Here is a 26866-nt window from a genome sequence, read left to right on the forward strand (position 1 = left end):
TGATCAGCCCGTGCTGATCACTTCTTCGCCCTCTCGCGCCTCGCGCTCGGGCGGATCGTGCGGCCTGCGCCGTACGGCCGTCCGAGCCGCGCGCTGGACCAGCAGCGTGCCCGCCACCGCCGCCACCGCGACGGCGAGCAGCGCGTACGGCTGACGCCACGGCGAGGAATCACCGACGGCCGCAGCGGCCTGGGCCGGCTGGGTGGCGCGGTCCGGTTCGATGGTCCGGGCCGGCTGCGCGGACGCGGCGGGCGTCGCGGCCGGAAGGCGGTTGGGAATGACGGCCGCCGCCTTCCAGGGGAACCCGGGCGGCTTCACAGGCCCCCAAAAATCCATGACCTCGGTGCCTGCGGGCACCGGAAACTGCGGCGGAGCCGCCTTCAGCCCGCCCGGCACCGTGAGCGTGCCGATCTCGTACGGCGCGAACATGCCCTGCAGACCCTGCACCCGCCACCGTCCGGCCGGCACCGTGATGGACGTGGCGTAATGGGCGGGTTCCAGCAGCGGTGTCCCGCCGAACGTCAGGGTCGTGCCGTCCTCCCCGGTCAGGCGCAGGCCGATCGGTTCGAGGCCGCCGGGCCCCTCGTACGGATGGGTGCCGTGCTGGAGCACCCAGAAGCCCACCGTGTAGGAGACATCGGGCCGCACCTCGGCGGGAAGCGGGTCGAGTTCGGTCACGGCCCAGAAGCCGGCCCGCGCGTGAGCGGGCAGGGCCGGCGCGAGGATCGCGGCCATCGTTGCGAGAGCCACGAGCAGTCGTCTCATATCACTACCTCCACACCTCCCTACCGTGGGAGGGCGATGAAGGTTCCCTGAGAATTTCCTGACATACGGCGCCTACCGGTTATGTCGGTGGTCAACTCCTGGGAGACTGTTCGCTACTTCGTACGTGACTGCGGTGGCAGGAGAGACGTCGTGCCCGACCCCAGTGCCCGGCGCAGGAGTGCCAGGCGTCGCATCGCGGCCCGGACGGCGGCGGGAGCGACGGCCGCGCTGGCCCTGATGACGTGGCCGGTGCTCGCGGCGACCGAAACCGCGACCGTGCCGTATTCCTGCACTCCGGCCGGCGGCGCCGCCGCGACCTACCCGGTGAACGTGACCCTGGTCGCGCCCGACGACCCGGTGGTGAGCAGCACGGCGACCGTGACCTGGCGGATCGCTCCCGCGTCGCCGTCGAGCGGCCAGAGCGCGATGGTGGCACCGGCGACGGGCATCGCGGCGAACGACGTCATGGTCGCCGAGGGCCTGGTGGAGGTGACCGGCGCTCCCGTCGTGAGCGAGTCCGCCACTCCCAGTCCGTCGCCGACCCCCACGCCCTCTCCATCCGCCTCGGCCTCGCCTTCTGCGTCGCCTTCGCCCTCGGCTTCGCCTTCCCCGGAAGACACCGAGTCGGCCGGCGGCGCGGAGTCTCAGGTGGCGGCGGACACCTCCGCGACCCCCTCCGCGAGTGCGTCACCCTCCGCCAGCGCGACTCCCTCCAGCGAGGACACGGACGACACGGAGACCGGCACGCAGGAGGAGAGTCCTTCGGTCATCACGCTGAGCCCGTCCGCCTCCACGGTGCTTCCATCGTCTGTCTCACCGTCGGCCACGCTGACGCCGATCCCCGAACTGCTCGTCACGCTGACTCCGACGGCGGTGGGCACGGTCGGCGTCGCGGCAGGGAACTTCACGCTGAAGCTGCGCCCGGCTGGGGACACCACCGGCACGGGCGAGGCGCTCTACACGTGCACGCTGCCGGCGACCGCGACCCGGGCGTCGCTCGCGCTCACCGTCGTCGCCTCCTCGTCCACCTCGCCGTCCCCCTCACCGTCCGCTTCGCCTTCCCCCTCGCCGAGCCCGACCGGCAGCGACGACGCGGACGGCAACACGAGCAGCTCGCCCACTCCCAGCGCCGGAGCGTCGACGACCCCGACCACGAGGACCACGGCGACCACCACGGTCACGGCGACCGCGACGGTCTCCCGTACGTCGACCAAGCAGATCAAGACGACGCCGCTCGGCGGCGCGCAGACCGGGGCCGGGGGCGACGCCGGCCCGGACGCCCGGCTTGTCGTGCTCACCGGCCTGGCGTTGATGGCCGCGGCCGCGGCTGGAGGGCTGCTGCTCCGGCGCTTCGGTCCGAACCCCGGCTCATACAACCCCGGCTCGTACGGCAGGCACTAGCGTCCGGCGGACGCGGACATGCCGAGAACGCGAGAAAGTTTGAGCAAGAGGAGGCGGTCTTGGGGTTTTTGTCCGTAAGATCTCTACCTGACCGTGACCGTATGCTGGCATGCTGGTACGCCTGTTGACTGCGAGCATGGAAGTGGAGAGAAGTCAGTGCTGAAGTCAAAGGCGCGGGGCCGTGTCGCCGGAAGGGCCGCCGCGGCCGGAGTGGTCAGCGCGGGCCTTCTCCTGGGCCTGGGCGCGCTCGGCGCGCGAGCCGACACGAAGACCGTGACGTACACCTGCACTCCGGGCACGGGCGGCACCGCCGTCACGCACGATTTCACGGTGACGCTCACCGCGAGCACCTCGGCGGTGACCGGCACCCAATACACCGCGACCCTGAACATCCAGCCGGTCACGACTTCGGCGTTCCCCGCACCGGTGCAGATCGCGAGCGGGGCGGCGATCGAGTTGCAGCCCACCGTGTCGGCGTCGGCGCTGCCGGCCGGCATGACCGCGGGCGTGTCCACGCCCTCGCCGACCGGCACGGCGTTGACCGCGTCCGTCGCGGCCCAGGGGCCGATGCCGTCGCTCCCCATGGCGACGCTGACCGTCACGCCGGCGACCGGGGCCACCTCCGTCGTGCTGACGGCGAAGGACTTCAAGATCAGCATGGTCGCGCCCGCCGGCACCGGCACGACCACCACCACGACGCCCACCGCGCTCTACAACTGCGTGGTCGCGACGACGGGCAGCACGCTGCCGGCCGTGGCGACGATTCCGGTGACGAGCGCCTCGGCGTCCCCGAGCGCGAGTGCCAGCGCCAGCGCCAGCCCCAGTGCCTCCGCGAGCGTCTCGCCCACGCCGCGTAACACCAGGACGGTGTACGAAACGGTCTTCGCGTCGCCCACGCCGTCCAAGACGAAGAAGACGAGGTCCGCCCAGGTCGAGAACACTCCCGGGGGTGGCGCGGCCACCGGCGGTGGAGGCGACGCGGGCCCCGACGCCCGCCTCTTCGTCCTCACCGGCGTCGCGCTCATGCTGGCGGCGGGGGGCGGCGGACTCGTGCTCCGGACCCGGCGCCGCCCGGTGAGGCAGTAGGACGAGCCATGACCACCCCGCCACCTGGACAGTACCCGCCGGGCCAGCCGTACGGCATGCCTCCCGGGCCGGGCGGGCAGGGCTACCCGCAGCCGGTTTACGGCCAGCCGGTCTTCCAGCCGGTCATGCTGCCCCAGATGCAGCACGTGCAGCCGGTGCCCCCGCCGCAGCCGCCGGAGGAGAAGCCTCCCCGCGACGGCGCGGAGGCCATCCGGCGGGTGCTGATCACGGCGGCCATCCTGGGCTTGGTCGTCGTGATCGTGGGCGTCGTGATCATGGTGAACAACCCCGACGAGTACGCCGCGCCGACCCGCTCGACGGTGAAGCTCGCGGCGCCGCAGAACGGGCTCGCCCCCTCCGTGGGGCCGGGCGGCGCCGGGCAGCCGCTGACGCAGGCGGTCGCCACCGCGCCTCCGCCGGTTCCGAACATTCCGGCGGCTCCGGCGATGCAGCCGTCCACGCCCAAGCGCCTGGTCATTCCCAAGATCGGCGTGAACGCCCTGATCAAGTCGGTCGGTCTCGACCGCTCCGGTGCGATCCAGACGCCCCCGATCAGCAACCCGAACCTGGTCGGCTGGTATCGCGGAGGCCCGACGGCGGGTGAGTCGGGCCCGGCGGTCATGCTCGGCCACAAGGACACCACCTCGCGCAGCGCCGTCTTCACTCGTCTGCACGAACTGGCGTACGGCGACAAGATCGAGGTGTACCGCCTCGACGGGACCGTGGCCATCTTCACCGTGGGCGGTATCGAGCAGGCGAACAAGCAGACGTTCCCCACCAACCGGGTGTACGGGCACGCCGACAACGCCGAGCTCAGGCTGATCACCTGTGGCGGCAAATACAACTATTCGACCGGTCACTACTTCGACAATGTCATCGTCTACGCCACGATGACCGGAACACGTCTGGCGAAAACGACGTCCTGAGCCGGGGCACCTCGCCGGAAGGGCTCGTGGCCGGCGGCCGTCGGGGCTATGGTCTCTTCGACCGATCATGAGGAGGGCCTATGGGCTGGTTCTCGAAACTCCTGCTGCCCGGTCGGCTGCGCACAGGGCCCACGGCGCTGCTGCCCGCCCGGCCGGATCCGAAAACGCTGCTGGCGGTCGCACAACTCGCCGATCCCGAGGCGAGAACCGACGGCGACGACATCCTCGCGGGCGGGGCGCGCATCGAGCCGCCCGTCGAACTGACCGGAGACGTCCTCGCCAAGCTCGGCGTGCCCGACGAGGACAGGCTCTGGGCGTGCCGGATCGCCGCCGAGGGCCCGCTGCCGGTGGACTTCTTCGACAAGAGCATGGCCGAGGGCATCGCATACCGCCTGGGCGGCTGGTCACTCTGCCAGGGCGAGCCGCTCGATCCGGCGGAGGACGACGGAGACCCGCTCGTCTACCTGCCGGCCGTGCCGGAGCCCGAGGAGATCTTGCCGATCCTCGCCGAGTCATTGCGGCACGCCGACGCCGTGGACACCGAAAGGTGGCCGGAAGGTGAGCTGATCGAGGGCGTCGTCCACGTCCCCGTCCGCCGTGGCAGGGTGGCCGACGTCTACGCGGGCGCCGACGTGCTGGTCACGATCGAGGAGGGGCACCGCATGCCGCCCGCCGCCCAGGTCCGCTGGCCGTACCTCACGGAGATCGCGATCGCCCGGGTCTCCCCGGTCGCGCGTACGGAGGAGACGGGAGGCGAGGACGCCGAGCTCGCCGATGCGGCCTCCGGAGATGCGGCCGACGGCCGGACGGAAGAGGTGACGAGCGCGGACGAGGCGCAGGGGGCGCTGCTCACGCGGGCGGCCGTGGCGCTCGCGCTCGCGGACGGGCTCCGGGGGATCGCGGCCGACGGCCGGGGTTTCCAACTCGCCGAGGCCGACGACGTGCTGCCCGGACGATACGCCTGAGCCCTGCCCGTCGACCACGCCCATACCGTCGCCTCCCCCGACGAAAGTTCTGATGTAACCTCTCACTAACCGAACATTGCTCGGTTTCCTATGGAGGCACTGTGGCAGAGGCGTACATCGTCGGGGCGGTCCGCACGCCGGTCGGCAAGAAGAAGGGCGGGCTCTCCGCGGTCCACCCGGTCGACCTGGCCGCCCACACTCTCTCCGCGCTCGTCGAGCGCACCGGCGTCGATCCCGCCGCCGTGGACGACGTGATCATGGGCTGCGTCATGCAGTTCGGCCCGCAGTCCATGGACATCGCACGCAACGCGTGGCTCAGCGCGGGCCTCCCGGAGACCGTGGCCGGGGTCACGATCGACCGGCAGTGCGGCTCGTCGCAGCAGGCCATCCACTTCGCCGCGCAGGGAGTGCTGTCGGGCACGCAGGACCTGGTCGTGGCGGCCGGCGTCGAGTCGATGTCCATCGTCCCGATGGGGTCGAGCATCACGGCGGCGCTGGAGAAGGGCATGCCGTTCCCGTTCGGCGACAAGTGGGTCGAGCGGTACGGCAAGCAGGAGATCTCCCAGTTCCGCGGTGCGGAGCTGATGTGCGAGAAGTGGGGCCTGGAGCGTGACGAGCTGGATCGCTACGCCTACGAGAGCCACCAGCGGGCCGCGAAGGCGATCGCCAACGGCCACTTCAAGGACCAGATCGCCCCGGTCGACGGCGTGACCGACGACGAGGGCCCGCGGCCCGACACCACGCTGGAGAAGATGGCCGAGCTGAAGACCCTGCGCGAGGGCGGCCGGATCACCGCGGCCACCTCCTCGCAGATCTCCGACGGCTCGGGCGCGCTGCTCATCGCCTCGGAGCAGGCGGTGCGCGACCACGGGCTGGTCCCGCGCGCCCGCATCGTCACGCTCGCGCTGACCGGTGACGACCCGATCTACATGCTCACGGCGCCGATCCCGGCCACCCGCAAGGCGCTGGCCAAGGCGGGGCTCGCGATCGGGGACATCGACGTCGTCGAGATCAACGAGGCGTTCGCCCCGGTGCCGCTGGCCTGGCTCAAGGAGATCGGGGCCGACCCGGCGCGGACCAACCCCAACGGCGGCGCCATCGCGCTGGGGCACCCGCTGGGCGGCACCGGCGCGATCCTCATGACCAAGCTCCTGCACGAGCTTGAGCGCACCGGTGGGCGGTATGGCCTGCAGACGATGTGCGAGGGCGGCGGCCAGGCCAACGTCACGATCATCGAGCGTCTCTGACCGTTCCGCACGAAAAGGGCACCCCGGATCACCCCGGGGTGCCCTTTTCGCGCAGGAGAGCAGTGTGGTGTGCCCAGAGCCGTACGGCTCTCGCGCCCGTCCTCAGACGCGGGGGCCGAGGAAGGTGCCGCCGGTGGCGTCGATGAGGTCGCCGGTGATCCAGCGGGCGTCGTCGGAGGCGAGGAGGGCCACGACGTCGGCGATGTCGGACGGCTGGCCGATGCGGTTGAGCGCGGAGGCCGTCGCGGTGAGCGCCTCGATCTCCGGGCTGGAGTGGATCCAGGCGTTCGGTTCGGTGTCGGTGACACCGGGCGCCACCGTGTTGACCGTGATGCCTCGTTCGCCCACCACATGGGCCAGCGTCCTGCCGAGCACGTTGATCGCGCCCTTGGCCATCGAGTAGGCGAGTTCGTGGGCGATGGCGATGCGCGTGTCGGCGGAGGAGATGTTGATGATGCGGCCGCCGTCGCGCAGCAGGGGCAGCAACGTGCACGCGCCGTTCGCTATCCGGCCCTGGTCGCGGCCATGCAAGGTGGCGGCTACTCCCAGCCCGCGGCCGAGCCCCTGGAATTCGGGCTGCGCTGCCTGCTCGACGGGCTCGAGAAGCTCCTGGCCGAGGCGCCGGGCCGTTGATGTGGGGAAAGGGCACCCCGGATCACCCGGGATGCCCTTTCGGCCGCGAAGCGGCTTACCTGGCTCTCGGCAGCCGCCGCGGCTGCCGCACCGGCCGCATGGGCGGGGCCGGGATCTGACGCGGCGGCGGGAAGGAGCGCTGGGGCTGCGGCGTGCGCGGGTTCTGCTGCTTGCCGCCCTTGCTGGACGCGCGAGTACGCATACGGGATCTCCTTGTACGTCGGGAACGCGGCACCGAGGTGCCGTCACTCAGCTGCCGCGTCGGATGGACAGGGCCGGGAAAGCTGAGCGGATCAGCGGCTCAGAGGGCTGATCAGCGGTCGCCGTACAGAATCCACATGCCGGTGACCCTAACAACGCGCCACAACCGGGGACAAAGGGTTTTTCGCACCGAAGCGTCCAAGCGGCGTGCAAGTCGGATACCAGATCGCGACAAGTGGGTTCCTGTGTACTCAAACACGTCAAAGAGACTTTCCTTGCACAGGAGATACCCGTGAAGTCGATCAAGCGCGCTGCGGCCGTTCTCGCCACCACCGCCGTCGCCGTCACCACCTTCGGCGTCCTGTCCAGCCCGGCGCACGCGATGCAGCCCGGTGACGGCTGGTACCGCTGCTACATCTCGGGCTACGGCTGGATGTGGTGCTACGACGTGTGAGTCACACCTCGGACCACGGCCCCGTCCCCGCGCTCGCGCGGGGACGGGGCCGTGGCGTTCAGCCGATACGCCGGTGGACGTCGTCGAACATGGACGGCCCGGTGCGCTGAGGGGCGATCCACGGGCCCTCCAGCGACGGGTCGACGATCCCGTCCTCCATGAACGTGTAACGCCCGTCGAGCACCCGCCGGGCCAGCCGTACGTCCCTGGCGTCGGTGTTGTCCCACAGCCGGTCGAACAGCGCCTCGGCCCGCTGCCTGGCCTGGTGGCAGAAGGTGTCGGCCAGCTCGTACGGCTTGCGCCCGAACTCGGCCGAGTCCTCCTGGGCGCGCACGCAGACCGCGGTGATGGCGAACAGCTCGGCGCCGATGTCCACGATCCGCGACAGGAACCCCTGCTTGTGCTCCAGCCGCGCCTGCCAGCGCGACATGCCGTAGAACGTCGATCTGGCGAGCTTGCGGCTGGTCCGCTCGACATACCGCAGGTGCTGGGCCAGCGGGCCGAACTCGGCGTACGACGTGGGCACCTGGCCGGGCCCGGTCACCAGACTCGGCAGCCACCTGGCGTAGAAGGCGCCGGCCCGGGTGGCCGCCCGCCCCTTGGCCCGCAGGCCGGCCTTCGGATCGACGAGCTCGCCCGCGACCGACAGGTGGGCGTCCACCGCCTCGCGGGCGATGAGCAGGTGCATGATCTCGGTCGAGCCCTCGAAGATGCGGTTGATCCGCAGGTCGCGCAGCATCTGCTCGGCGGGCACGCCGCGCTCGCCGCGGGCGTGCAGCGACTCGGCGGTCTCGTAGCCGCGCCCGCCTCTCATCTGCACCAGCTCGTCCATCAGCCGCCAGGCCATCTCCGTGCTGTACAGCTTGGCGAGCGCGGCCTCGATGCGGATGTCGTTGCGCTCGTCGTCGGCCATCCGGCTGGACAGGTCCACCACCGACTCGAGCGCGTACGCGGTGGCGGCGATGAAGGCGACCTTGCGGGCGATGGCCTCGTGCTGCCCGACCGGCCTGCCCCACTGGACCCGCTCGCACCCCCACTCGCGGGCGATCTTGGTGGCCCACTTCGCCGCGCCGACGCACGTGGCCGGCAGAGACAGGCGCCCGGTGTTGAGCGTGGTCAAAGCGATCTTCAGGCCCTGGCCCTCGCGGCCGATCAGGTTCTCCACCGGTACGCGCACCTGGTGGAAGCGCGTGACGCCGTTCTCGATGCCGCGCAGGCCCATGAACTGGTTGCGGTGCTCGACGGTGATGCCGGGCGAGTCGGCCTCGACCACGAAGGCCGAGATCTTGGTGCCGGTCCGGGCCATCACGACGAGCAGGTCGGCCACGACGCCGTTGGTCGTCCACAGCTTCACGCCGTTGATCACGTACGCGTCGCCGTCGCGGACGGCGGTCGTCGACAGCCGGGCGGGGTCGGACCCGACGTCCGGCTCCGTCAGCAGGAAGGCGGAGATCTCGCCCCGGGCGCAGCGGGGCAGGAAGCGGCGCTTCTGCTCGGGGGTGCCGAACAGCCGCAGCGGCTGCGGAACCCCGATGGACTGGTGGGCCGACAGCAGCGCGCTGAGCGCGGGGGAGCATGACGTCACGAGTGCCAGCGCGCGGCAGTAGTACAGGTGGCTCAGCCCCAGCCCGCCGTACTCCTCCTCGGTGGTCATGCCGAACGCGCCGATCGCCGCCAGTCCCTTGACCACCTCGTCCGGAATCACGGCGGTGCGCTCGATGAGCGAGGGATCGACCTTCTCCTGCAGGAACGCCCGCAGCGCGCGCAGGAAGTCGTCTCCCTTCTTGATCTCCTCCTCGGTGAGGCGGGGGGCGGGATGCACGAGGTCCAGCCGGAAGTCCCCGAGGAAGAGCTGCTTGCCGAAGCTCGGGCGGGTCCACTCCGTCTCGCGCGCCTGCTCGGCCACCTCCCTGGCCTTGGCGTAATCGGTCGTCATCATCGACCTCCTCGGCGGTGAAACGAGCTGTCCTCGTTAACTACCCGCCAGTAGCCTCTTGCATCGCGGGAAGCGCGATGTGTACGGCCGTCCCTTCGCCGGGGGAGGAGACGATCCGGCACCGGCCGCCGTGCGCCTCCACGATGGCCTTCACGATCGACAGGCCGAGCCCAGCCCCGCCGTAGAGGTGGTCCTCTCCGCGCTGGAAGCGGTCGAAGGCGCGTTCGGCCTGCTCCGGGCTCATCCCCGGCCCGGTGTCGCGCACCTCGATCGTCACCGACTCCGGGGCGCGCAGCAGCCGTACGGCGGCCCGGGTGCCCTCGGGGGTGTGCGCCCGCACGTTGCCGAGCAGGTTGACGAGCACCTGGCGGACCCTGGCCTCGTCCACCGTCGCGACCAGGGACGGCGGCGCCTCCACCGTGACCGGGTGCGCGAGGTCGAGGGCGGCCGAGTCGGCGGCCACCTCACGGGCCATCTCGGCCAGGTCGACCTCGTTGAGCGCGAGCGCGGTGCCCCGGTCGAGCCGCGCGAGTTCCAGCATCTCGCCCACCAGGCGGCCCATGCGGTTGGCCTCGGCCTCGATCCGCCCCATGATCTTGGGCAGGTCCTCGGCCGGGATCGCCCCGGCCCGGTACAGCTCCGCATATCCGGAGATGGTCGACAGCGGGGTGCGCAGCTCGTGGGAGGCGTCGGCGGCGAAGCGGCGCACGCGGTCCTCCGACGCCTGGCGGTCGCGGAAGGCGCCGGCGATCCTGTCGAGCATGAGGTTGATCGCGGCGCCGAGCCTGCCGACCTCCGACGGCCCCTCGGGCATCCGGGCCGACAGGTCGACTCGCTCGGCCACGAGATGGGCGGTGCGCGCCATCTTGCCGAGTGGCGCCAGGCCGCCGGCGATCAGCAGCCGGCCGCCCGCGGCCAGCAGCAGGATCAGCACCCCGCCGGTCGCCAGTTCGCTGATCAGCAGGTGGCGCACCGGGTCGTCCACCGCGTCCAGAGGCACCGCGATGACCATCAGGCGCAGACCGCTCGGCGACATCGCCGCGGCCGCGATCAGCTCGTGGCCGCCGCTCGGGTCGAGGTCGAAGGTGCGGCCCTGCGCCGCGTACGCCAGCAGCCTGTCCTTGCCCAGCGCCTCGGTCAGGCCGGGCACGGCCGCGGCCTCGTCCGCGTCGCCGCTGACCAGGTGCGCGTGCTGCTCGGAGAGGTTGTAGACCGCGAGGGCGTAGGTCGAGCCGGTCAGCGCCTGCGCGAGCGGGTCCCCCTCGACCACCCGGCGCGCCGCCGTGACGGTCGCCGCCACCACCTGTCCCTCCAGCCGCGTACGCAGGTGGCCGCGCAGGACGACGACGCTGACGAGGGAGAACACGACCAGCAGGACCGCGCTCACCCCGAGCAGCCCGGCGAGCAGGCGCGTCCTGAGCGACATCACCGGTCCGTCACATGTCCTGGGCCGGGCGCAGGGAGTATCCGATGCCGCGCTGGGTGTGGATCAGCGGTGGGCCGAGCGGGTCGAGCTTGCGGCGCAGGTAGGAGATGTAGGTCTCCAGCACCTGCGAACTCCCGCCGTAGCCCCAGACCTCCTCAAGCAGGCGCCGCTTGGTCAGCACCAAGCCGGCGTTGGCCATCAGGAAGGCCAGCAGGCGGAACTCGGTCGGCGACAGCTCCACCGGGACGCCGCCGCGCCGCACCTCCCAGCGCGCCTCGTCGAGCTCCAGGTCGGCGACCCGGAGGATCGGCCCGTGCGCCCGCTCGGCCGCCTCCGGCACGGTCGTACGGCGCAGCACGGCGCGGATCCGCGCGACCAGCGCCTCGACCGAGAACGGTTTGGTGACGTAGTCGTCGCCGCCGAGGGTCAGCCCGCGCACGGTGTCGGCGACCGCGTCGCGGGCGGTCAGGAAGATCACGGGAGGGTGCACGCCGTCGGCCCGGATCCGCCGGCACACCTCGAAGCCGTCGATGTCGGGCAGCATGACGTCGAGGACGACCAGGTCGGGCTGGTTCCTCAGCACCTCGCCGAGCGCCGCGGCCCCCGTGCCCACGGCCGTCACCCGGAAGCCGTGGAACCTGAGGGCGACTTCCACGATGTCCCGGATGTTTGGCTCGTCCTCGACGACGAGGATCCTGGTTTCACTCATGGGGGACCCATTGTGCAGGTAGAAGGCATTTGTCGCACAATTCGGGTCTCCGTGGCCGCTCCGCGCGGCACTCGTGCGTCAGCGCGGGACGCGGGCCACGCAGAACACGGTCTGGCCGAACGGCGGACGGACGAACCGCTCGATGAGCCGGGTCAGCGGCACGACCGTGCGGTCGTAGATCTTGACGAGCCGGGGGTCGGGGTAGCCCACGCCACCCCGCCGCACGGCCGCCCACCAGGCGATGCCGCCGAGGAAGTTGATCGGCTTGAGCACCTGCACGTCGAGGCCGGCGTCGGTGACCGTCTTGCGCAGCGTGGCGGGGGTGTAGCGGGTGACGTGCCCCACCTTGCGGTCGAAGTCCCCGTAGAGCTGCATGTAACCGGGCACCCAGATGATGATCCGGCCCCCGGGAGCGGTCACCTTGGCCAGTGACCGCAGCGCCTCGGCGTCCTCCTCGATGTGCTCGAGGACGTTCATCATGACGACGGTGTCGACCGGGTCGGCCAGGGGGATCTCGGTCGGCAGGCCGAACTGGAGCACCGACACGTCGTCGCGGTCGGCGAACCTCTTGCGCAGTTGCTCCACGCAGTAGGGATCGAAGTCGCTCACCACGAGCCTGTCCAGGCGCGGCAGGAACTGCTCGGCGAAATGCCCGAGACCCGACCCGATCTCCAGGAGCGACCGCCCGACGTGCGGCGCGACCATGTCGAACTCGTACTGCCGGTAGTTCTTGGCCTCGTCGCCGCCGAGGTGGTTCTCCAGAGCCTCGTCCCCGGCCGCCGGCTGGACTACTCGGTCATACCCAGACATAGGATCCTCGATCTGCACGCTGACGGTCGTGGAAAGTGTAGTGCCCGCCCCATCGGCGGGCGTCCGCTTCGCCGGAGGGGCCGCCGACGGGAGCTTCGGGCGGCACGGTTGTTTCGGCAGCACCGGCGGCACTGTGAATCTTTCCGCGGCACCGTTCTTTCGGATCTTTTGGCCGGCGCTGTGGACGGGATGCCCGCCTGATCGTAGGCTTCACCTCCGTCCCGACCCCCGATTGCCCCCTTATGGACGACGACGAGGCAGTGACCCGCGCCCTGGCCGGTGACCTTGACGCCTACGAGGTGCTGGTCACCCGATACAGCGCGGTCGCCCACCGTACGGCGAGCCTGCTCGGGGCGGCCGACGAGGCGGAGGACGTCGTCCAGGAGGCGTTCGTCAAGGCGTTCCGTCACCTCAAGGGCTTCCGCCGGGGTTCGTCCTTCCGTCCCTGGCTGCTGCGCATCGTGGCCAACGAGACCCACGACCTCACCCGGTCACGCGGCCGCCGCTCCGACCTCGCCGTACGGCTGGGCCGCGAGCGGGAGCCGTACGGACCCGGGGATCCCGAGGACCCGGAGGGCGCGGCCGTGGACGCCGACGGCAGGACCCGCCTGCTGGAGGCCGTACGCGCGCTGCCCGACGGGGAACGCGAAGCCGTGGTCTGCCGGTATTTCCTGCAGTTGTCCGAGGCGGAGACGGCCGAGGTCCTCGGCGTGCGGCTCGGCACGGTCAAGTCGCGGACGTTCCGGGCCCTGCGGCGCCTGCGGGAGGAGGTGGGCCGTGAGCACTTCGGATGACAGCGATCCGATCGCACCGGAGGACCTCGAGGCGCGGCTCCGGGCCCTCGGCGAGGGGCTGGCCGTGCCCCCCGTGCCGCCTCCCGCCGACGTGGCGCGTGCCGTACGCGCCCGCATCGAGGACAGCGGGGCCGACGACAGGGCACGGCGGCGGGCCCCGTGGCGGCCGTCGCCGCGCGTCGCGGCAGCGGCGGTGGCGGTGCTGATGGCCGTGCTGCTCGGGGCCACCCCGCAGGGCCGGGCCGCGGTCGTGTCGGTGCTGCGCTTCGCGGGCGTGGAGATCCACGTGGGCGGCGCCGGACCGGTGCCCACGGGAGTGCCGAGCCCGTTGCCCGGCGAGCGCCGGGTGACGCTGGAGGAGGCGCGGCGGACCGCCCGTTTCCCGGTCGCCGTGCCGTCCGCGCTCGGCGAGCCGTCCGACGTCCGCCTCGCCGACGGTGGCCGCGTGGTGACACTCCTGTGGCCGGGCGTCCGGCTCGACGAGTTCGACGGCACGCTGGGCGTCGTCTGGCACAAGGAACTCGGAGAACCGTTCCCGGAGCAGGTGGGCGTCGTCGGCGGATGGTGGATCCCGCGGTCTCACGGCGTGTCGTACGTGCCCGCGGGCGGCGGCGCGCCGCGCGAGGAGCGGGTGGCCGGGCCGACGCTCATCTGGCAGCACAAGCTGGTCGGGCTGCGGCTGGAGGGGCCGGACCGCGCCGAGGCGCTGCGGATCGCCTCCTCGGTCCGATGAACCGGAGACTCACTCGGGGGAGGCGAGCCAGGCGTCGATCTCGCTCAGCAACTCCTTCTTGACCGCGTGGGGCGCCGTCGACGACCGGATCGACTGCCGGGCGAGCTCGGCGATCTCCGCGTCGCCGAAGCCGTAGGCGTCCCGCGCGAGCTCGTACTGCGGCAGCAGCCGGGCGCCGAACAACAGCGGGTCGTCGGCGCCGAGGGCGATCGGCACCCCGGCCTCGAACAGCCGCCGCAGTGGCACGTCCTCGGGGCGTTCCGCCACCCCGAGGCCCACGTTGGACAGCGGGCACACCTCGCAGGTGATCTGCCGGTCGGCCAGCCGCTCCATCAGGCGAGGCGACTCGGCCGCGCGCACGCCGTGGCCGATCCGGTCGGCGCCCAGGTCGTCGAGGCATTCGGCGACGCTCTCCGCGCCCAGCAACTCGCCGCCGTGCGGCACGGCGAGCAGCCCCGCACGCCTGGCGATCCGGAAGGCGTGCTCGAAGTCCCTGGCCCGGCCGCGCCGCTCGTCGTTGGACAGGCCGAAGCCCACCACGCCCTTGCCCTCGTACCTGGCCGCCAGGCGGGCCAGCGTCCTGGCGTCGAGCGTGTGCCGGATGCGGTTGGCGGCCACGATCACCGCCATGCCGATCCCGGCCTGCCTGGCCGCCTTCTCCGTCGCGTCGAGGACGAGTTCGAGTGTCTCGGTCAGCCCGCCGAAACGCTGCGCGTACCCGGACGGGTCGACCTGGATCTCCAGCCAGCGCGACCCCTCCCGGGCCTCGTCCTCGGCGGCCTCGCGCAGCAGCCGGTAGACGTCCTCGGGCCGGCGCAGCACCGACCGCGCGATGTCGTACAACCGCTGGAACCGGAACCAGCCGCGCTCGTCGGTCGCCCGCAGTTTCGGCGGCCAGTCCTCCACCAGCGCGTCGGGGAGGTGGACGCCCTGCTCCCGGGCGAGCTCGATCAGCGTCGAATGCCGCATCGAGCCGGTGAAGTGCAGGTGCAGGTGTGCCTTGGGGAGCGTGTCTAGTGGACGTGCCATCTCCATATGTTGCCGCATGTCACTCTCAACCCGTCGCCGGGTTGGCGCGTTGGGGAGGGACGAAAGGGGAGCTCATGACCGAAGAAGACGAGGCGGCCTTCGACGAGTTCCTGGCCGCGCGCAGCACCGCCCTCCTGCGCACCGCGATCCTGGTCTGCGGCGCCTCGGCGTCCGACGCCGAGGACATGGTCCAGAACGCGCTGGAGAAGGTCTACCGGCACTGGCCGCGCATCCGGCACGACAACCCCGAGGCGTACGCGCGCCGGGTCGTGGTGAACGGCGCGATCAGCAAGGCCAGGCGGCGCAAGGTGCTCCAGGAGATCACCTTCGCCCAGCCGCCGGAGACACCCGTGGAGTCGCCCGACCTCGGCCTGCGGGACGTGCTCGTCACCGAACTCAGGAAGCTGCCGGCCCGGATGCGGGCCGTACTGGTCCTGCGCTACTGGGAGGACCTGTCGGAGGCCGAGACCGCGGCGCTGCTCGGCTGCTCCGTCGGCACCGTCAAGAGCCAGGCCGCCCGCGGTCTGGCACGCGTGCGCGCACGCATGGAAAACCTGGAAGGAGCGTCCGCATGAACGTCGAAGAGGCACTGAGGGATGCCATGGCCGCTCAGGTCGCCGGCGTGCACGCGTCGCCGTCGCTGGGCCAGGCCGTGCGGCGGCGCAGCCGTCGCCACGTCGTCAGGTTTCGTACGGCGGGGGCGGCCGTGCTCACCGCGGCGGTCGCCGTGGGCGTGCCCGTGGCGTTGACCGCCCGGCCCGACACCGCCCCGGCCGCCGGCAGCCTCGCCGGGACCGGCGCCACCGGCCCGGGAGTCCCGGCCGCGTCCGCGGTCTCCTCCGGCGACACGGTCGCCACGCCGGAAGGGGTCGTCCCCGACGTGGTCGGCAAGAGCGCCGCGGAGGTCAACGCCCTCCTGAAGGAGGCGGGCTACACGGTGCGCGTGACGAAGGTCGTCACCGACGAGGCCCCGGCGGGGACGGTCTTCGCCCAGATGCCGCAGCCGGGGACGGCCGCTCCCGCCGGGGCGGCGGTCACGATCACGATCGCCACAACGGCCGGCCCGACCCCCTCGGCCACGGAGGGCGCGCAGGACCCGCAGATGCCCCAGGACCTCGGCGACCTTGGGGACGGCAGGACGCTCGGCGGCGTGCACGTCGGCTACCTGCCCGAAGGGCTTGAATGGGGCAAGTGGTCCGGCAAGGACGGGTTCGGCAAGCGGAGTTACACCACGGGCTGGGTGGAGCCCGGGCTCGAACCCGGCATGTACAGCGTCCAGATGATCGTCTATCGGAAGGACGCCGCGAGCGTGCTGGCCAAGCGCATGCAGGGCTACGCCGCGCAGGGCGCCGAGCCGGTCGGGGCCGGCGGCAGGAAGGCCTACCTGGTCAGCCTGTCGGAGGGCGGCGACCGGATCCTGGACGGCGGCACCCGGACGATCGCGTGGACCCTCGCTCCCGGCGTCGGGGTCGAGGTCATGATCAGCCCTGACTACGCGGCCAAGCTCGGCAAGGCGGCGGCCGACAGGGAGCTCAAGAAGATCGCCGCCGGAGTCACCCTCGACAAGTGACCCTGCCCCGTTCCGCGCCTCCGCGCCCCCAATGGGCCCGGAGGCGCGGCCGTACCGGGCCGCCAGACCGCCGTACCGGGAAGACCACCACGGCACTGCGGCACGTCGAAACGGTGGTGCGGCTTGATCGCTGCCCTGCTGCGGGTGGACGCACAGGCGGTCTTCCGTGACGGCGATCTGCTCGGCCGGTTGCTCGACAGGTCGTCGGCATGACGAAGGCCCGGTCCCAGGTGGTGGGGACCGGGCCTTCGTGCCAGATTCGCGAAGTCCTGGTGGCCTCGATGACGCTCAGTGCGCCTCGGCCAGGAGCTTGGCCACCCGGCTGACGCCCTCGGCCAGGTCGTCGTCGCCCAGCGCGTACGACAGGCGGAAGTAGCCCGGGGTGCCGAACGCCTCGCCGGGCACCAGCGCGACCTCGGCCTCCTCCAGGATGAGCTCGGCCAGCTCGGCCGAGGTCTGCGGACGCCTGCCGCGGATCTCCTTGCCCAGCAGCGCCTTGACCGACGGGTACGCGTAGAACGCGCCGAACGGCTCGGGGCAGACCACGCCGGGGATCTCGTTGAGCATCCGGACCATGGTCTGACGGCGCCGGTCGAACGCCGCGCGCATCTGGGCGACGGCCGACAGGTCGCCGGAGACGGCCGCGAGCGCGGCGGCCTGGGCGACGTTGGAGACGTTCGAGGTGGCGTGGGACTGCAGGTTCGTCGCCGCCTTGACCACGTCGGACGGGCCGATCAGCCAGCCCACCCGCCAGCCGGTCATCGCGTACGTCTTGGCCACGCCGTTCAGCACGACGACCCGGTCGCGCAGCTCGGGCACGGCGGTGGCGATGCTGGAGAACTCCGCCTCGCCGTAGACCAGGTGCTCGTAGATCTCGTCGGTCACGACCCACAGGCCCTTGTCCAGCGCCCAGCGGCCGATCTCCTCGACTTGGGCGGGGGAGTAGACGGCCCCCGTCGGGTTGGACGGCGAGACGAACAGCAGGACCTTGGTGCGGTCGGTCAGCTTCTCCTCGAGCTGCTCGACCGAGGCCAGGTAGCCGGTCGTCTCGTCGGTGACCACGTCGACCTGGACGCCGCCCGCGAGCTTGATCGCCTCCGGGTACGTCGTCCAGTAGGGCGCCACGACCAGGACCTCGTCACCGGGGTCGAGCAGTGTGGCGAACGCCTCGTAGACCGCCTGCTTGCCGCCGTTCGTCACCAGGATCTGGGCGGCCTCGACCTGGAACCCGCTGTCGCGCAGCGTCTTGTCGGCGATCGCCTGCTTGAGCTCGGGCAGGCCCCCGGCCGGCGTGTACTTGTGGAACCTGGGGTTCCGGCACGCCTCGACGGCCGCCTCGACGATGTAGTCGGGCGTGGGGAAATCGGGCTCGCCGGCGCCGAAGCCGATGACCGGGCGACCGGCCGCCTTCATCGCCTTGGCCTTGGCGTCCACGGCCAGAGTCGCGGACTCGGAGATCGCGGATATGCGTGCGGAGATGCGAGGTCGGGTCATGCCTCCATCGTTCCAGACGCGCCGCGCGGTTTCGTCTCCATATCCAGGATGCGGACGGGTTCGCACGGTAGCTTTAGACCGCACAGGAACGGCACCCGGGCCGCCTCCGGGCGGTGTGGCGACCACGTGGTTCGACGGAGTGGTGAAACCCGCGTACACTTCACCGACTAGTGGGCCACGTGAACGCCACGGCGGACGCTTCGACGCGTTTCTCGGGTATCGTGGTGCACGGCTTAGGGCACTAGCGCAATTGGTAGCGCACCGGTCTCCAAAACCGGCGGTTGGGGGTTCGAGTCCCTCGTGCCCTGCGGAGTGCGGTCCGCGCAACAATGGCGTGAAAGCGCGCCGCAACTGCGACGGACACGACGGATCAGGTGAGGACTGTGGCGATCGACACCCGCGGTGAAACCGCTGGCAAGCCAGGCAAGCCGACCAGTGAGAAGAAGGCAAAGCGCACCTCGCCCGCTCTGTTCTACCGGCAGGTCGTCGCCGAGTTGCGCAAGGTCATCTGGCCCCGGCGCAATGACCTGATCTCGTACACGGTAGTTGTCCTGGTCTTCGTTGTGATCATGGTTGGGCTCGTGTTCGGGATCGATACGCTGCTGGGTAAGGCAGTGCTCTGGCTCTTCGGCGGATCCTGATCCCGCCCGAGACGTCACAGCACGTCAAGACACCAAGCGAAGAAGGATGAGTCCCGTGTCCGAGTCCCCGATGCCGGCCGACCGCTCCCATGACGAGCATGACGAGTGGGGCACCGAGCAGGACGAGGCCGTAGCAGAGGTCGAGGAGACCACGGTCGCCGACTCAGACGGCGGTGACGGCGGCGAAGACTCGGCCGAGGCCGCCGCGCAGGTCGACGAGGACGGCGACGTCCTCCCGGAGGTCGACCCGGTCGAGGAGTTCAAGCGTCAGCTTCGCGGCCAGTTCGGCGAGTGGTACGTCATCCACTCGTACGCCGGTTACGAGAACCGCGTGAAGCAGAACATCGAGAGCCGTATCGGGTCACTCAACATGGAGGACTTCATCTTCCAGGTCGAGGTGCCGACCCACACGATCACGGAGTTCAAGGGCGGCAAGAAGACTCCGATCAAGGAGCGCGTGCTTCCCGGTTACGTTCTGGTCCGGATGGACCTGACCGACGAGTCCTGGGCCGCGGTGCGCAACACGCCCGGTGTGACCGGATTCGTCGGCCTGTCCAACAAGCCGAGCCCGCTGAACCTCGACGAGGTCGCCAAGCTGCTCGCCCCGGAGCCTTCCGAGGAAGTCAAGAAGGCCACGGCCAAGACGACCACCGCGACCGTCGACTTCGAGGTCGGCGAGTCCGTCACGGTCATGGACGGGCCGTTCGCCACGCTGCCGGCCACGGTCAGCGAGATCAGCGCCGAGTCGCAGAAGCTCAAGGTCCTCGTCTCGATCTTCGGTCGAGAGACCCCGGTCGAGCTGTCGTTCAACCAGGTCTCGAAGATCTGACCGCCTCGCGTAGACTCGATAGCCGTCCTCACGCACGCCCTCTTTCGGCGTGCCTGTGAGGCTTTTGTAGGACCAAGGACCCGGAGAAGGACAAATGCCTCCAAAGAAGAAAGTCGCGGCACTGGTGAAGGTCCAGCTTCCCGCTGGACAGGCCACCCCCGCGCCGCCGGTCGGTACCGCGCTCGGTCCGCACGGCGTCAACATCATGGACTTCGTCAAGCAGTACAACGCGGCGACGGAGGCCCAGCGGGGCAACATCATCCCCGTCGAGATCACCATCTTCGAAGACCGCTCCTTCACCTTCATCACGAAGACGCCGCCGGCGCCCGAGCTGATCAAGAAGGCCGCCGGTCTGCAGAAGGGCAGCGCGAACCCGCACAAGGACAAGGTGGGCAAGCTGACTCGCGAGCAGCTTCGCCAGATCGCCGAGACCAAGATGCAGGACCTCAACGCGAACGACGTCGAGGCCGCCGAGAAGATCATCGCCGGCACCGCCCGCTCCATGGGCATCACCATCGCCGACTGACTCTCAGCCTCATCAAACGCAGTGGGAGGGCTGGCGCAGGCCCGGACCACGATCTCCACGAGGAGCATGAAGTGAAGCGCAGCAAGAACTGGAAGAACGCGGCGGCCGAGGTCGACCGCGCGGCCCTGTACAACCCGCTCGAGGGCGTACGGCTGGCCAAGAAGACGGCGACCACGAAGTTCGACGCGACCGTCGAGGTCGCCCTGCGGCTGGGCGTCGACCCGCGCAAGGCCGACCAGATGGTCCGCGGCACCGTCAACCTCCCGCACGGCACCGGCAAGACCGCCCGGGTCCTGGTCTTCGCGACCGGTGACCGTGCCGAGGAGGCCCGCGCGGCGGGCGCCGACATCGTCGGCTCCGACGAGCTGATCGACGAGGTGTCCAAGGGCCGTCTCGACTTCGACGCTGTCGTCGCCACCCCGGACATGATGGGCAAGGTCGGCCGTCTGGGCCGCGTGCTCGGCCCCCGCGGCCTCATGCCGAACCCGAAGACCGGCACCGTCACGCCCGCCGTGGCCAAGGCCGTCACCGACATCAAGGGCGGAAAGATCGAGTTCCGGGTCGACCGGCACGCGAACCTGCACTTCATCATCGGCAAGGCGTCCTTCGACGACCGTCAGCTCGTGGAGAACTACGCCGCGGCGCTGGACGAGGTGCTGCGTCTCAAGCCGTCGGCGGCCAAGGGCCGTTACCTCAAGAAGGTCACCTTCACCACGTCCATGGGCCCGGGCATCCCGGTCGACCCGAACGTGACGCGGGCGATGACCGCCGAGATCGACGCCTGAGCCGTCACCCAGGCCGATAACGACGACGGAAGCCCCCGCCCTTTCCGGGCGGGGGCTTCCGCGCGTCTGCCGATAATCAGACGGCGAATAAACTCGGCCCGTGACCGAAGAGCGCAGGGATTCCGTCGATCACATCCTCGACCAGTGGCGGCGCGAGCGGCCCGACCTGGACCTGTCGGCCATGGGGGTCTTCGGCCGCCTCGCCCAGGTGGCCCGGGTGGTCGAGGGCCGGGTCGAGGAGGTCCTCAACCGGCACGGCCTGCGCTCGGGGGACTTCGACGTGCTGGCCGCGCTGCGCCGTTCCGGCCCGCCGTACACGCTGATCCCGTCCGAGCTGTCGGACATGGTGATGATGTCGCGTGCCGGCATGACCAGCCGGCTCGACCGGCTGGAGGCCGCCGGACTGGTCGAGCGCAGTCTCGACCCGGCCGACCGGCGCAGCTTCAAGATCACGTTGTCGGAGAAGGGGTACGAGGTCATCGACGCGACGCTCACCGACCACGCGGCGAACCTCGCCCGGCTCGCGTCGGGGCTGGCCCCAAAGGACGCCGTGACGCTCGATCGGTTGCTGCGCGATCTCCTGACCGCCCTCGCGTAGGCCGCACTCAGGCCCGGCTCTGCCGCACGCCGCGGCGCCAGACCTCGCGGAGGGCGCGCGTGGCGGTGATGTCGCGAGTCGGATCGCCGTCCACCAGCAGCAGGTCCGCGCGCAGGCCCGGCGTGATCCGCCCCCGATCCTGCAACGCGAACAGCCGTGCGGGGACGGCGGTGGCCGCGGCGAGCGCCTCCTCACAGGTGAGGCCCGCCTCGGTGAGCAGCGCCAGTTCGCGGTGCATGCTCACGCCGTGCGGTGGAGCGAGAAAGTTGGCGTCGGTGCCCGCCACCACGGCCGCGCCCGCGGCGTGCAGGGCCCGGGCCGCGCCGAGGGCGTTGACGAGGCCCCGCGGGTGCACCGGGACCGCCCCTGGGTTCCTGCGGGCGGTCCCGGCCGACCCCTCCGGCAGGCGTGACGCGATGCGCTCGTCCTCGAAGACCTCCGCGGCGCCCTCGCCTCCGTTGATCACTTCGATGTAGCTGAGCGTGCTGACCACGAAGACGCCCTGCCGCGCGATGCGCGCGGCAAGTTCGGCCGCGTACGGATCCTCGGGCGCGAGGTCGTGGAAGACGTGGGTGAGCGCGTCGACGCCCGCGTCGAGGGCGATGGCGGCCTCCCGGGCGGTGGCGATGTGCGCGACGGCCATCAGCCCCGCCGCGTGCCCGGCCTCGACCAGGGCGGCCACGACGCCGGGGGACAGGACGGGCAGGTCCAGCCCGGCGGTGGAGCCGTCGTCAATCACGATCTTCAGGTAGTCGGCGCCCTCGGCCAGCCGCGCCTCGACGAACGCCTCGGCCTCGCCCGCGTCCGCGATCGTGTCGAAGGGGCCCACGGCATCGCCCAGGTGCGACAGCCCGGCCGCCTCGGCCGCCATGATCTGGCTGGGGTGCCCTCCCGGCGCGGTCGCGAGCACTCCCGAACTGCGCAAATCGGCCACGTCGTCGCGCTCCGCCGCGAGCCGCCGCTGTCTGGCCAGGTTGGACGGCAGGCAGAACATGTCGAGCTCGGTCGTCACCCCGAAGGCCAGCGCCTGGGCGAGCATGCCGTCGGAGACGTGCGTGTGGGCGTCGAGCAGTCCGGGGAGCAGCGTCCCGCCCGAGCCGTCGATCTCGGCGTCGGTCCGCTCTCCGTCCCACTCCGCGATCCGGTCGTCCTCGATCAGCACGTCTGCCCGGGGAATGGCGCGCTCCCCGTCGAACACCCGCACGTCCTTGATCAGCGTACGCATGGCTCTCCTTCACCGTCCGCTTTTGGTTCCGCGTCAGATAGTACGGAAGCTAACTATCAGGAGGCAAACAAGAGCGATGTGGAGGTTTTGTGCACAGCTCATGGGGGTTTGCGCCGGAGCGGCGCGCTGATGGCGTTAGGCGCATAGGGTCAAGGGCAGGTAAAGGGGGACACCGAAGGGATGGACACAATGCGACGACTACTGGTGGCCGCCGGGGCGGTGGCCGCGATCACGGTCGCGGGATGCGGGACGACCGCGACTCCGTCTCTCCAGAACGCACAGCTCTCGGCGGCCGAGGTCATCCAGCAGACCGCGCAGAAGGCCGACGACGTCAACACCTATGCCGCGGACCTCGTGGTGAACGTCACCGACGCCAAGGGCGGTCAGGGAGGGGTCGTTCAGGGCACCATGCTCTACCAGAAGACCCCGCAGATCGCCTCGGACATCAACCTCAGCCAGGTGGCGTTCAACGGGCAGAGCGTGCCCGGCGGCGTGCGGGTGATCCTCCAGGGCGACGTGGCGTACGTGAAGCTCGACATGCTCAAGACCCTGGTGGGCGCCACCAAGCCGTGGATCAGGCTCGACCTGAAGCAGCTCGGCTCGCAGGCCGGCGTGAACATCGACCAGTACCTCGCCCAGGCCCAGCAGTTCGACCTGAAGACGAGCGTCGCCATGCTCACGGCGTCCAAGGACGTCAAGTCGGTGGGCAGCGAGCAGGTCGGCGGGGTGGACACGACCCACTACTCGGGCTCGTTCCCTGTGGACGAGGCGGTCAAGCAGCTTCCCGAGGACCAGCGCGGCCGCATGCAGGGCGAGCTCGCGAACGCCAAGGACGTCAAGTTCGACGCCTGGATCGACGCCCAGGGCCTGCCGCGCAAGGTCGAGCTGAACGGCGGCAAGCCGGACGCCGGGACGTTCAAGGCCACAGCGATGTTCAAGTCGTTCAACGAGCCGGTTTCGATCGAGGCGCCGGCCGCCGACCAGGTCGGTGAGCTGCCGCAGACGCTGCCGCACACGACGCAGCAGTCGCCCGGCGCCGGAAGCTGATTTGGCGTCCTGCCGGTTGACAACGTAGTCTGTCTCCTGCCGAAGACCGCCGGTCGTCACCGGGCGTGCAGCCCAGTGACCGAAGGATCCACGTGAGTGGACGGCCCGCGTAGGTGTGGAGACGCTTGAGGACGTTCGACGTCCGTCCAAGCCCCGTGCGCCTGCGCCGGGGCTTGTCTGTTTTTCTGAGGGCCTTCGCCGGCGGCACATCTGGAAGGAGGCCCATGGCGAAGGCGGAGAAGAGCGTCGCGATCGCCGAGCTCAAGAGTGAGTTCGAGGGATCCAGCGCCGCCGTTCTGACCGAATACCGCGGTCTCACCGTCGCTCAGCTCAAGCAGCTGCGCGTCTCTCTCGGTGGGAATGCGAAGTTCGCCGTGGCGAAGAACACGCTCACCAAGATCGCGGCCAACAACGCCGGGATCACCGTCCTGGACGACCTGTTCCAGGGCCCGACCGCCATCGCGTTCGTCAAGGGCGACGTCGTGGAGGCGGCCAAGGGTCTGCGTGACTTCGCCAAGGCCAACCCCCTCCTGGTGATCAAGGGCGGTGTCGTCGACGGCAAGTCGATGAGCCCCGACGAGATCACGAAGCTTGCCGACCTTGAGTCCCGCGAGGTGCTCCTCGCGAAGCTGGCCGGCGCACTGAAGGCCAAGCAGTCCCAGGCTGCCGCCACCTTCGCCGCGCTGCCCACCACGATGGCTCGACTGGCCGAGGCTCTGCGCGCCAAGCGCGAAGAGGCCGGCGAGTAGGTCCGCGCAGCGGACGGGGGAAGCGCGCACCGCGGTCCCTTTTCACGTTTTTTGCTAGATCCACTGGAGGAACACATCATGGCGAAGCTCAGCACCGACGAGCTGCTCGAGACCTTCAAGGAGATGACCCTCCTTGAGCTGTCCGAGTTCGTGAAGGTCTTCGAGGACACCTTCGACGTCAAGGCCGCCGCTCCGGTCGCCGTCGCCGCCGCGGGCGTCCCCGGCGCTCCGGCCGCCGCCGAGGAGGCCGAGGAGCAGGACGAGTTCGACGTCATCCTCGAGGCCGCCGGCGACAAGAAGATCCAGGTCATCAAGGAGATCCGCGCTCTGACGAGCCTGGGCCTCAAGGAGGCCAAGGACCTCGTGGACGGCGCTCCGAAGCCGGTCTTCGACGGCAAGGTCAACAAGGAGCAGGCCGAGAAGGCGAAGGCTGCCCTCGAGGGCGCCGGCGCCACCGTCACCGTCAAGTAAGACGGTCTCGTAACACGCTTCATCGAAGGGGCGGGTCCATCCAGGTGCCGGATGGGACCGCCCCTTTCGCATGCCCGGACCCCGTACGGAATCCAGACCCTATGGGCAGGGCGAGCCCGTTGATCTATCGTGCGGAATAGGATCCGCGCGACGTGAACGGGCCGAGACGACCGGGTGCTCAGGAGGTGCGGGAATGCGGCGCGCGCTGACCGTCGGGCTCGTCCTCCTCGTGGCCGCGCTCGCCCTGGCGGTCCACTCTCTCGCCCGGGCCCGTACGGAGGCCCTCGCGGCGGTGCAGGACCGCGAGATGGCCGTACGGGCCGCCGCGGCGCACGCCGTGAGCCTCATGTCGATCGACCACCGTCGCATCGACGACGACATCAAACGCGCCCTGGCGACCTCCACGGGCCCGGAACGGGCGCAGTACGCCGCCGGGCAGACGGCCCTGAGGGCCGCCACGCTGAAGAACAAGGCCGTCCAGACGGGCGTCCTGCGGGCCTCCGCGCTCGCCTCCCTCGACGGCGACCGGCGTACGGCACAGGTGCTGATCGTCGGCGATGCGGTGATCCATTGGGAGGACGGCAGGAAGGCCCCTCCGGAGGAGCGCTACTTCCGCTGGCGCATGGACGTCACGAAGGCCTCGGGCCTGTGGCTGGTCTCGCGGGCGGAGCTGGTGCAGTGAGGCGCCTGCTGCGGGCGCTGGCGGCCCTCGTGGCGGCCGGGCTGGCCGTCGCCGCCGTGTGGCTGCTGCTCGACCTGCGCCGCATCCAGGCCGCTGAGAGGGCGTCCAGGGAGGCCCTCTCGGCCGCCCGATCCTACGCCCCGGACATGTTGTCGTACGACTACCGTACGATCGAGCGGGACATGCTGAGGGCGGGCGCACACGCCACCGGGCAGCTGGCGGAGCACTACCGGACGCTCGCGGCGACGCTCGGGCCGCAGGCGCGCGAGCGGCGGACGGTGCAACACGCGGTGGTGGCCGCCGCCGGCGTGGAGTCGGCGACGCCGGAAGAGGTCCGGGTGCTGCTGTTCGTGAACATGGTCACGACGCGGTCGGGCCCGGGTCAGGAGGAGCCGAAGCAGCAGGTCAGCCAGGGGAGGGCGCGCCTGGTCATGGTGACGCAGGGCGACGGCTGGCGGGCCTCCCGGCTGTCCACGCTCCTGGGTGACACGCCCGTTCCCTGAGCCCGAGGCTAAATTGTTAGCAAAGAAGACGTTTAGGCCGTGCCAGTGGCTGGGTATTCAGGGCATGGCGGCGTCGACCGACGGTCAGCGTTGGGTCGTTCGCGTGACTGAGCGTTACCCGTCTCCGGTCCCGGGTAGGGACTGGATCCCCGGCGCTCGCTCGGTCCCGAGGGCGGGAAAACCCAGCGTGACGCCTGTCGGTTAGGCGAAATGTCGACTCTCGGGCTTGACGTTTCGGCGCTGACGGGTGATGCTGCCACCAACGTGGAGCGCAGAGCGATAGCGGAGTGGACAGGTGTATGCCGATCGGCTACACTGCCCCTTTGCGCTGCCCTTTGACGACCGTCTCTCTGAGTAACTCTTAGTCCTGGTCGTCTGGCGTGCGTGTAGTCAGTCCGCGAGCCCTCGGAAGGACATCTGTTGGCAGCCTCGCGCAACGCCTCCGCCGTACCCGCTGGTCCCCGAACCGTGTCGTTCGCACGCATCGAGGAGCCGCTCGAAGTACCCGACCTTCTCGCCCTGCAGACCGAGTCCTTTGACTGGCTGCTCGGGAACGAGAAATGGAAGGGCCGGGTTGAGGCGGCTCGCCAGGCCGGGCGCAAGGACGTCCCGGCCCAGTCGGGTCTCGAAG

Annotated in this window: 31 protein-coding genes and 1 tRNA gene; 22 read left to right on the top strand and 10 right to left on the bottom strand. The window is 70.5% G+C overall.

The genetic code is table 11. The annotated features are described in order from the left end of the window. Nucleotides 1–3 precede the first annotated feature (3 nt). Complete coding sequence (locus QSK36_RS35965) at nt 4–765, bottom strand: hypothetical protein (RefSeq protein ID WP_285785471.1); 762 nt, start codon at nt 763–765, stop codon at nt 4–6. Between the two features lie 150 nt (nt 766–915). Between QSK36_RS35965 and QSK36_RS35970 the strand changes: the two genes are divergently transcribed. The 5 genes from QSK36_RS35970 to QSK36_RS35990 all read left to right on the top strand — a co-directional run bounded on the left by QSK36_RS35970 (nt 916) and on the right by QSK36_RS35990 (nt 6390). Further along, a complete protein-coding gene (locus tag QSK36_RS35970; RefSeq protein WP_285785472.1) occupies nt 916–2166 on the top strand; it encodes a hypothetical protein in 1251 nt (416 codons plus the stop codon). Nucleotides 2167–2322: 156 nt separating this feature from the next. Continuing rightward, nucleotides 2323–3252 (top strand): hypothetical protein, encoded by a 930-nt coding sequence (locus QSK36_RS35975; protein WP_285785473.1) that lies wholly within the window; start codon nt 2323–2325, stop codon nt 3250–3252. Nucleotides 3253–3260: 8 nt separating this feature from the next. Continuing rightward, nucleotides 3261–4178 carry a class F sortase gene (locus QSK36_RS35980; protein WP_285785474.1) on the top strand — a complete coding sequence of 306 codons (918 nt, stop codon included), beginning with the start codon at nt 3261–3263 and terminating at the stop codon, nt 4176–4178. Nucleotides 4179–4258: 80 nt separating this feature from the next. After that, nucleotides 4259–5143, top strand: a complete 885-nt coding sequence (locus tag QSK36_RS35985; RefSeq protein ID WP_183534218.1) for a hypothetical protein — start codon at nt 4259–4261, stop codon at nt 5141–5143. 101 nt (nt 5144–5244) lie between these two features. Further along, nucleotides 5245–6390 (top strand): acetyl-CoA C-acetyltransferase, encoded by a 1146-nt coding sequence (locus tag QSK36_RS35990; protein WP_285785475.1) that lies wholly within the window; start codon nt 5245–5247, stop codon nt 6388–6390. Nucleotides 6391–6492: 102 nt separating this feature from the next. Here the strand turns inward: QSK36_RS35990 and QSK36_RS35995 are convergent, their stop codons facing one another. After that, nucleotides 6493–6921 (bottom strand): SDR family oxidoreductase, encoded by a 429-nt coding sequence (locus QSK36_RS35995; RefSeq protein ID WP_285785476.1) that lies wholly within the window; start codon nt 6919–6921, stop codon nt 6493–6495. Nucleotides 6922–7078: 157 nt separating this feature from the next. Further along, nucleotides 7079–7225: a hypothetical protein gene (locus tag QSK36_RS36000; RefSeq protein WP_182902880.1), complete on the bottom strand. Its 147-nt coding sequence runs from the start codon at nt 7223–7225 to the stop codon at nt 7079–7081. A gap of 291 nt (nt 7226–7516) precedes the next feature. On the opposite strand from QSK36_RS36000, the gene QSK36_RS36005 reads away from it, so the two are divergent. Next, the gene (locus tag QSK36_RS36005; protein WP_183534226.1) at nt 7517–7678 is read left to right on the top strand and encodes a hypothetical protein; all 162 of its coding nucleotides are present in this window, start codon (nt 7517–7519) and stop codon (nt 7676–7678) included. 58 nt (nt 7679–7736) lie between these two features. Here QSK36_RS36005 and QSK36_RS36010 read toward each other — a convergent pair whose 3' ends face one another. From QSK36_RS36010 to QSK36_RS36025, 4 genes are all read right to left on the bottom strand, one after another. Continuing rightward, nucleotides 7737–9614: an acyl-CoA dehydrogenase family protein gene (locus QSK36_RS36010; RefSeq protein WP_285785487.1), complete on the bottom strand. Its 1878-nt coding sequence runs from the start codon at nt 9612–9614 to the stop codon at nt 7737–7739. 40 nt (nt 9615–9654) lie between these two features. Then, the gene (locus QSK36_RS36015; protein ID WP_183534228.1) at nt 9655–11040 is read right to left on the bottom strand and encodes a sensor histidine kinase; all 1386 of its coding nucleotides are present in this window, start codon (nt 11038–11040) and stop codon (nt 9655–9657) included. A gap of 10 nt (nt 11041–11050) precedes the next feature. After that, the gene (locus QSK36_RS36020; protein ID WP_139580506.1) at nt 11051–11749 is read right to left on the bottom strand and encodes a response regulator transcription factor; all 699 of its coding nucleotides are present in this window, start codon (nt 11747–11749) and stop codon (nt 11051–11053) included. Between the two features lie 78 nt (nt 11750–11827). Beyond that, the gene (locus QSK36_RS36025) at nt 11828–12559 is read right to left on the bottom strand and encodes a class I SAM-dependent methyltransferase (RefSeq protein WP_076438510.1); all 732 of its coding nucleotides are present in this window, start codon (nt 12557–12559) and stop codon (nt 11828–11830) included. Between the two features lie 242 nt (nt 12560–12801). Between QSK36_RS36025 and QSK36_RS36030 the strand changes: the two genes are divergently transcribed. Continuing rightward, a complete protein-coding gene (locus QSK36_RS36030; protein WP_182902876.1) occupies nt 12802–13353 on the top strand; it encodes an RNA polymerase sigma factor in 552 nt (183 codons plus the stop codon). Beyond that, entirely contained in the window at nt 13337–14086 is a 750-nt protein-coding gene (locus QSK36_RS36035; protein WP_285785477.1) for a hypothetical protein, read from the top strand. Before QSK36_RS36030 ends, QSK36_RS36035 begins: the two co-directional genes overlap by 17 nt. Before the next feature lie 9 nt (nt 14087–14095). On the opposite strand, the gene QSK36_RS36040 is transcribed toward QSK36_RS36035, so the two are convergent. Further along, nucleotides 14096–15115, bottom strand: a complete 1020-nt coding sequence (locus QSK36_RS36040; protein ID WP_182902874.1) for an adenosine deaminase — start codon at nt 15113–15115, stop codon at nt 14096–14098. 74 nt (nt 15116–15189) lie between these two features. Between QSK36_RS36040 and QSK36_RS36045 the strand changes: the two genes are divergently transcribed. Both QSK36_RS36045 and QSK36_RS36050 read left to right on the top strand, forming a co-directional pair. Then, a complete protein-coding gene (locus tag QSK36_RS36045) occupies nt 15190–15690 on the top strand; it encodes a SigE family RNA polymerase sigma factor (protein ID WP_079319144.1) in 501 nt (166 codons plus the stop codon). Next, complete coding sequence (locus QSK36_RS36050) at nt 15687–16685, top strand: PASTA domain-containing protein (RefSeq protein ID WP_285785478.1); 999 nt, start codon at nt 15687–15689, stop codon at nt 16683–16685. Before QSK36_RS36045 ends, QSK36_RS36050 begins: the two co-directional genes overlap by 4 nt. 288 nt (nt 16686–16973) lie before the next feature. Here QSK36_RS36050 and QSK36_RS36055 read toward each other — a convergent pair whose 3' ends face one another. Further along, nucleotides 16974–18179, bottom strand: a complete 1206-nt coding sequence (locus QSK36_RS36055; RefSeq protein WP_183534233.1) for a pyridoxal phosphate-dependent aminotransferase — start codon at nt 18177–18179, stop codon at nt 16974–16976. 235 nt (nt 18180–18414) lie between these two features. On the opposite strand from QSK36_RS36055, the gene QSK36_RS36060 reads away from it, so the two are divergent. The 6 genes from QSK36_RS36060 to QSK36_RS36085 all read left to right on the top strand — a co-directional run bounded on the left by QSK36_RS36060 (nt 18415) and on the right by QSK36_RS36085 (nt 21558). Next, nucleotides 18415–18487, top strand: a tRNA-Trp gene (locus tag QSK36_RS36060). A 75-nt stretch (nt 18488–18562) separates the two neighbouring features. Next, nucleotides 18563–18820 carry a preprotein translocase subunit SecE gene (gene secE, locus QSK36_RS36065; protein WP_030510284.1) on the top strand — a complete coding sequence of 86 codons (258 nt, stop codon included), beginning with the start codon at nt 18563–18565 and terminating at the stop codon, nt 18818–18820. A gap of 55 nt (nt 18821–18875) precedes the next feature. After that, nucleotides 18876–19649, top strand: coding sequence for a transcription termination/antitermination protein NusG (gene nusG, locus QSK36_RS36070; RefSeq protein WP_240809483.1), 774 nt, complete (start codon nt 18876–18878; stop codon nt 19647–19649). A gap of 94 nt (nt 19650–19743) precedes the next feature. Further along, nucleotides 19744–20175 carry a 50S ribosomal protein L11 gene (gene rplK, locus QSK36_RS36075; protein WP_139580512.1) on the top strand — a complete coding sequence of 144 codons (432 nt, stop codon included), beginning with the start codon at nt 19744–19746 and terminating at the stop codon, nt 20173–20175. A gap of 71 nt (nt 20176–20246) precedes the next feature. Continuing rightward, the gene (gene rplA, locus QSK36_RS36080) at nt 20247–20960 is read left to right on the top strand and encodes a 50S ribosomal protein L1 (protein WP_182902871.1); all 714 of its coding nucleotides are present in this window, start codon (nt 20247–20249) and stop codon (nt 20958–20960) included. A 100-nt stretch (nt 20961–21060) separates the two neighbouring features. Next, complete coding sequence (locus tag QSK36_RS36085) at nt 21061–21558, top strand: MarR family winged helix-turn-helix transcriptional regulator (protein ID WP_183534235.1); 498 nt, start codon at nt 21061–21063, stop codon at nt 21556–21558. A 7-nt stretch (nt 21559–21565) separates the two neighbouring features. Here the strand turns inward: QSK36_RS36085 and QSK36_RS36090 are convergent, their stop codons facing one another. Further along, entirely contained in the window at nt 21566–22783 is a 1218-nt protein-coding gene (locus tag QSK36_RS36090; protein ID WP_285785479.1) for an amidohydrolase family protein, read from the bottom strand. A gap of 189 nt (nt 22784–22972) precedes the next feature. On the opposite strand from QSK36_RS36090, the gene QSK36_RS36095 reads away from it, so the two are divergent. From QSK36_RS36095 to QSK36_RS36120, 6 genes are all read left to right on the top strand, one after another. Beyond that, nucleotides 22973–23830 (top strand): SCO4651 family lipoprotein, encoded by an 858-nt coding sequence (locus tag QSK36_RS36095; protein WP_285785480.1) that lies wholly within the window; start codon nt 22973–22975, stop codon nt 23828–23830. A gap of 224 nt (nt 23831–24054) precedes the next feature. Then, the gene (gene rplJ / locus QSK36_RS36100) at nt 24055–24579 is read left to right on the top strand and encodes a 50S ribosomal protein L10 (RefSeq protein WP_139580517.1); all 525 of its coding nucleotides are present in this window, start codon (nt 24055–24057) and stop codon (nt 24577–24579) included. Between the two features lie 78 nt (nt 24580–24657). Then, nucleotides 24658–25050, top strand: a complete 393-nt coding sequence (rplL, locus tag QSK36_RS36105; RefSeq protein WP_183534242.1) for a 50S ribosomal protein L7/L12 — start codon at nt 24658–24660, stop codon at nt 25048–25050. A 193-nt stretch (nt 25051–25243) separates the two neighbouring features. After that, nucleotides 25244–25732: an Rv1363c family protein gene (locus QSK36_RS36110; protein ID WP_183534244.1), complete on the top strand. Its 489-nt coding sequence runs from the start codon at nt 25244–25246 to the stop codon at nt 25730–25732. Then, nucleotides 25729–26235: an Rv1363c family protein gene (locus tag QSK36_RS36115; RefSeq protein ID WP_285785481.1), complete on the top strand. Its 507-nt coding sequence runs from the start codon at nt 25729–25731 to the stop codon at nt 26233–26235. The genes QSK36_RS36110 and QSK36_RS36115 overlap by 4 nt, the downstream gene beginning before the upstream one ends. A gap of 420 nt (nt 26236–26655) precedes the next feature. After that, the coding region (locus tag QSK36_RS36120; protein WP_285785482.1) for a hypothetical protein at nt 26656–26866 on the top strand (211 nt) is incomplete at its 3' end.

The organism is Microbispora sp. NBRC 16548, from assembly GCF_030268985.1.
GTDB lineage: Bacteria > Actinomycetota > Actinomycetes > Streptosporangiales > Streptosporangiaceae > Microbispora > Microbispora catharanthi.

Excerpts from the sequence above, each read along its gene's own strand:
- QSK36_RS36045 (WP_079319144.1), top strand. The coding sequence starts at position 15,190 with ATGACCGAAGAAGACGAGGCGGCCTTCGACGAGTTCCTGGCCGCGCGC.
- QSK36_RS35980 (WP_285785474.1), top strand. The coding sequence starts at position 3,261 with ATGACCACCCCGCCACCTGGACAGTACCCGCCGGGCCAGCCGTACGGC.
- rplL (WP_183534242.1), top strand. The coding sequence starts at position 24,658 with ATGGCGAAGCTCAGCACCGACGAGCTGCTCGAGACCTTCAAGGAGATG.
- QSK36_RS35965 (WP_285785471.1), bottom strand. The coding sequence starts at position 765 with ATGAGACGACTGCTCGTGGCTCTCGCAACGATGGCCGCGATCCTCGCG.
- QSK36_RS36040 (WP_182902874.1), bottom strand. The coding sequence starts at position 15,115 with ATGGCACGTCCACTAGACACGCTCCCCAAGGCACACCTGCACCTGCAC.
- rplK (WP_139580512.1), top strand. The coding sequence starts at position 19,744 with ATGCCTCCAAAGAAGAAAGTCGCGGCACTGGTGAAGGTCCAGCTTCCC.
- QSK36_RS35985 (WP_183534218.1), top strand. The coding sequence starts at position 4,259 with ATGGGCTGGTTCTCGAAACTCCTGCTGCCCGGTCGGCTGCGCACAGGG.
- QSK36_RS36010 (WP_285785487.1), bottom strand. The coding sequence starts at position 9,614 with ATGACGACCGATTACGCCAAGGCCAGGGAGGTGGCCGAGCAGGCGCGC.
- QSK36_RS36015 (WP_183534228.1), bottom strand. The coding sequence starts at position 11,040 with ATGTCGCTCAGGACGCGCCTGCTCGCCGGGCTGCTCGGGGTGAGCGCG.
- QSK36_RS36090 (WP_285785479.1), bottom strand. The coding sequence starts at position 22,783 with ATGCGTACGCTGATCAAGGACGTGCGGGTGTTCGACGGGGAGCGCGCC.
- QSK36_RS36050 (WP_285785478.1), top strand. The coding sequence starts at position 15,687 with ATGAACGTCGAAGAGGCACTGAGGGATGCCATGGCCGCTCAGGTCGCC.
- QSK36_RS36055 (WP_183534233.1), bottom strand. The coding sequence starts at position 18,179 with ATGACCCGACCTCGCATCTCCGCACGCATATCCGCGATCTCCGAGTCC.
- QSK36_RS36095 (WP_285785480.1), top strand. The coding sequence starts at position 22,973 with ATGCGACGACTACTGGTGGCCGCCGGGGCGGTGGCCGCGATCACGGTC.
- QSK36_RS36110 (WP_183534244.1), top strand. The coding sequence starts at position 25,244 with ATGCGGCGCGCGCTGACCGTCGGGCTCGTCCTCCTCGTGGCCGCGCTC.
- QSK36_RS36025 (WP_076438510.1), bottom strand. The coding sequence starts at position 12,559 with ATGTCTGGGTATGACCGAGTAGTCCAGCCGGCGGCCGGGGACGAGGCT.
- QSK36_RS36000 (WP_182902880.1), bottom strand. The coding sequence starts at position 7,225 with ATGCGTACTCGCGCGTCCAGCAAGGGCGGCAAGCAGCAGAACCCGCGC.
- QSK36_RS36030 (WP_182902876.1), top strand. The coding sequence starts at position 12,802 with ATGGACGACGACGAGGCAGTGACCCGCGCCCTGGCCGGTGACCTTGAC.
- rplJ (WP_139580517.1), top strand. The coding sequence starts at position 24,055 with ATGGCGAAGGCGGAGAAGAGCGTCGCGATCGCCGAGCTCAAGAGTGAG.
- QSK36_RS36020 (WP_139580506.1), bottom strand. The coding sequence starts at position 11,749 with ATGAGTGAAACCAGGATCCTCGTCGTCGAGGACGAGCCAAACATCCGG.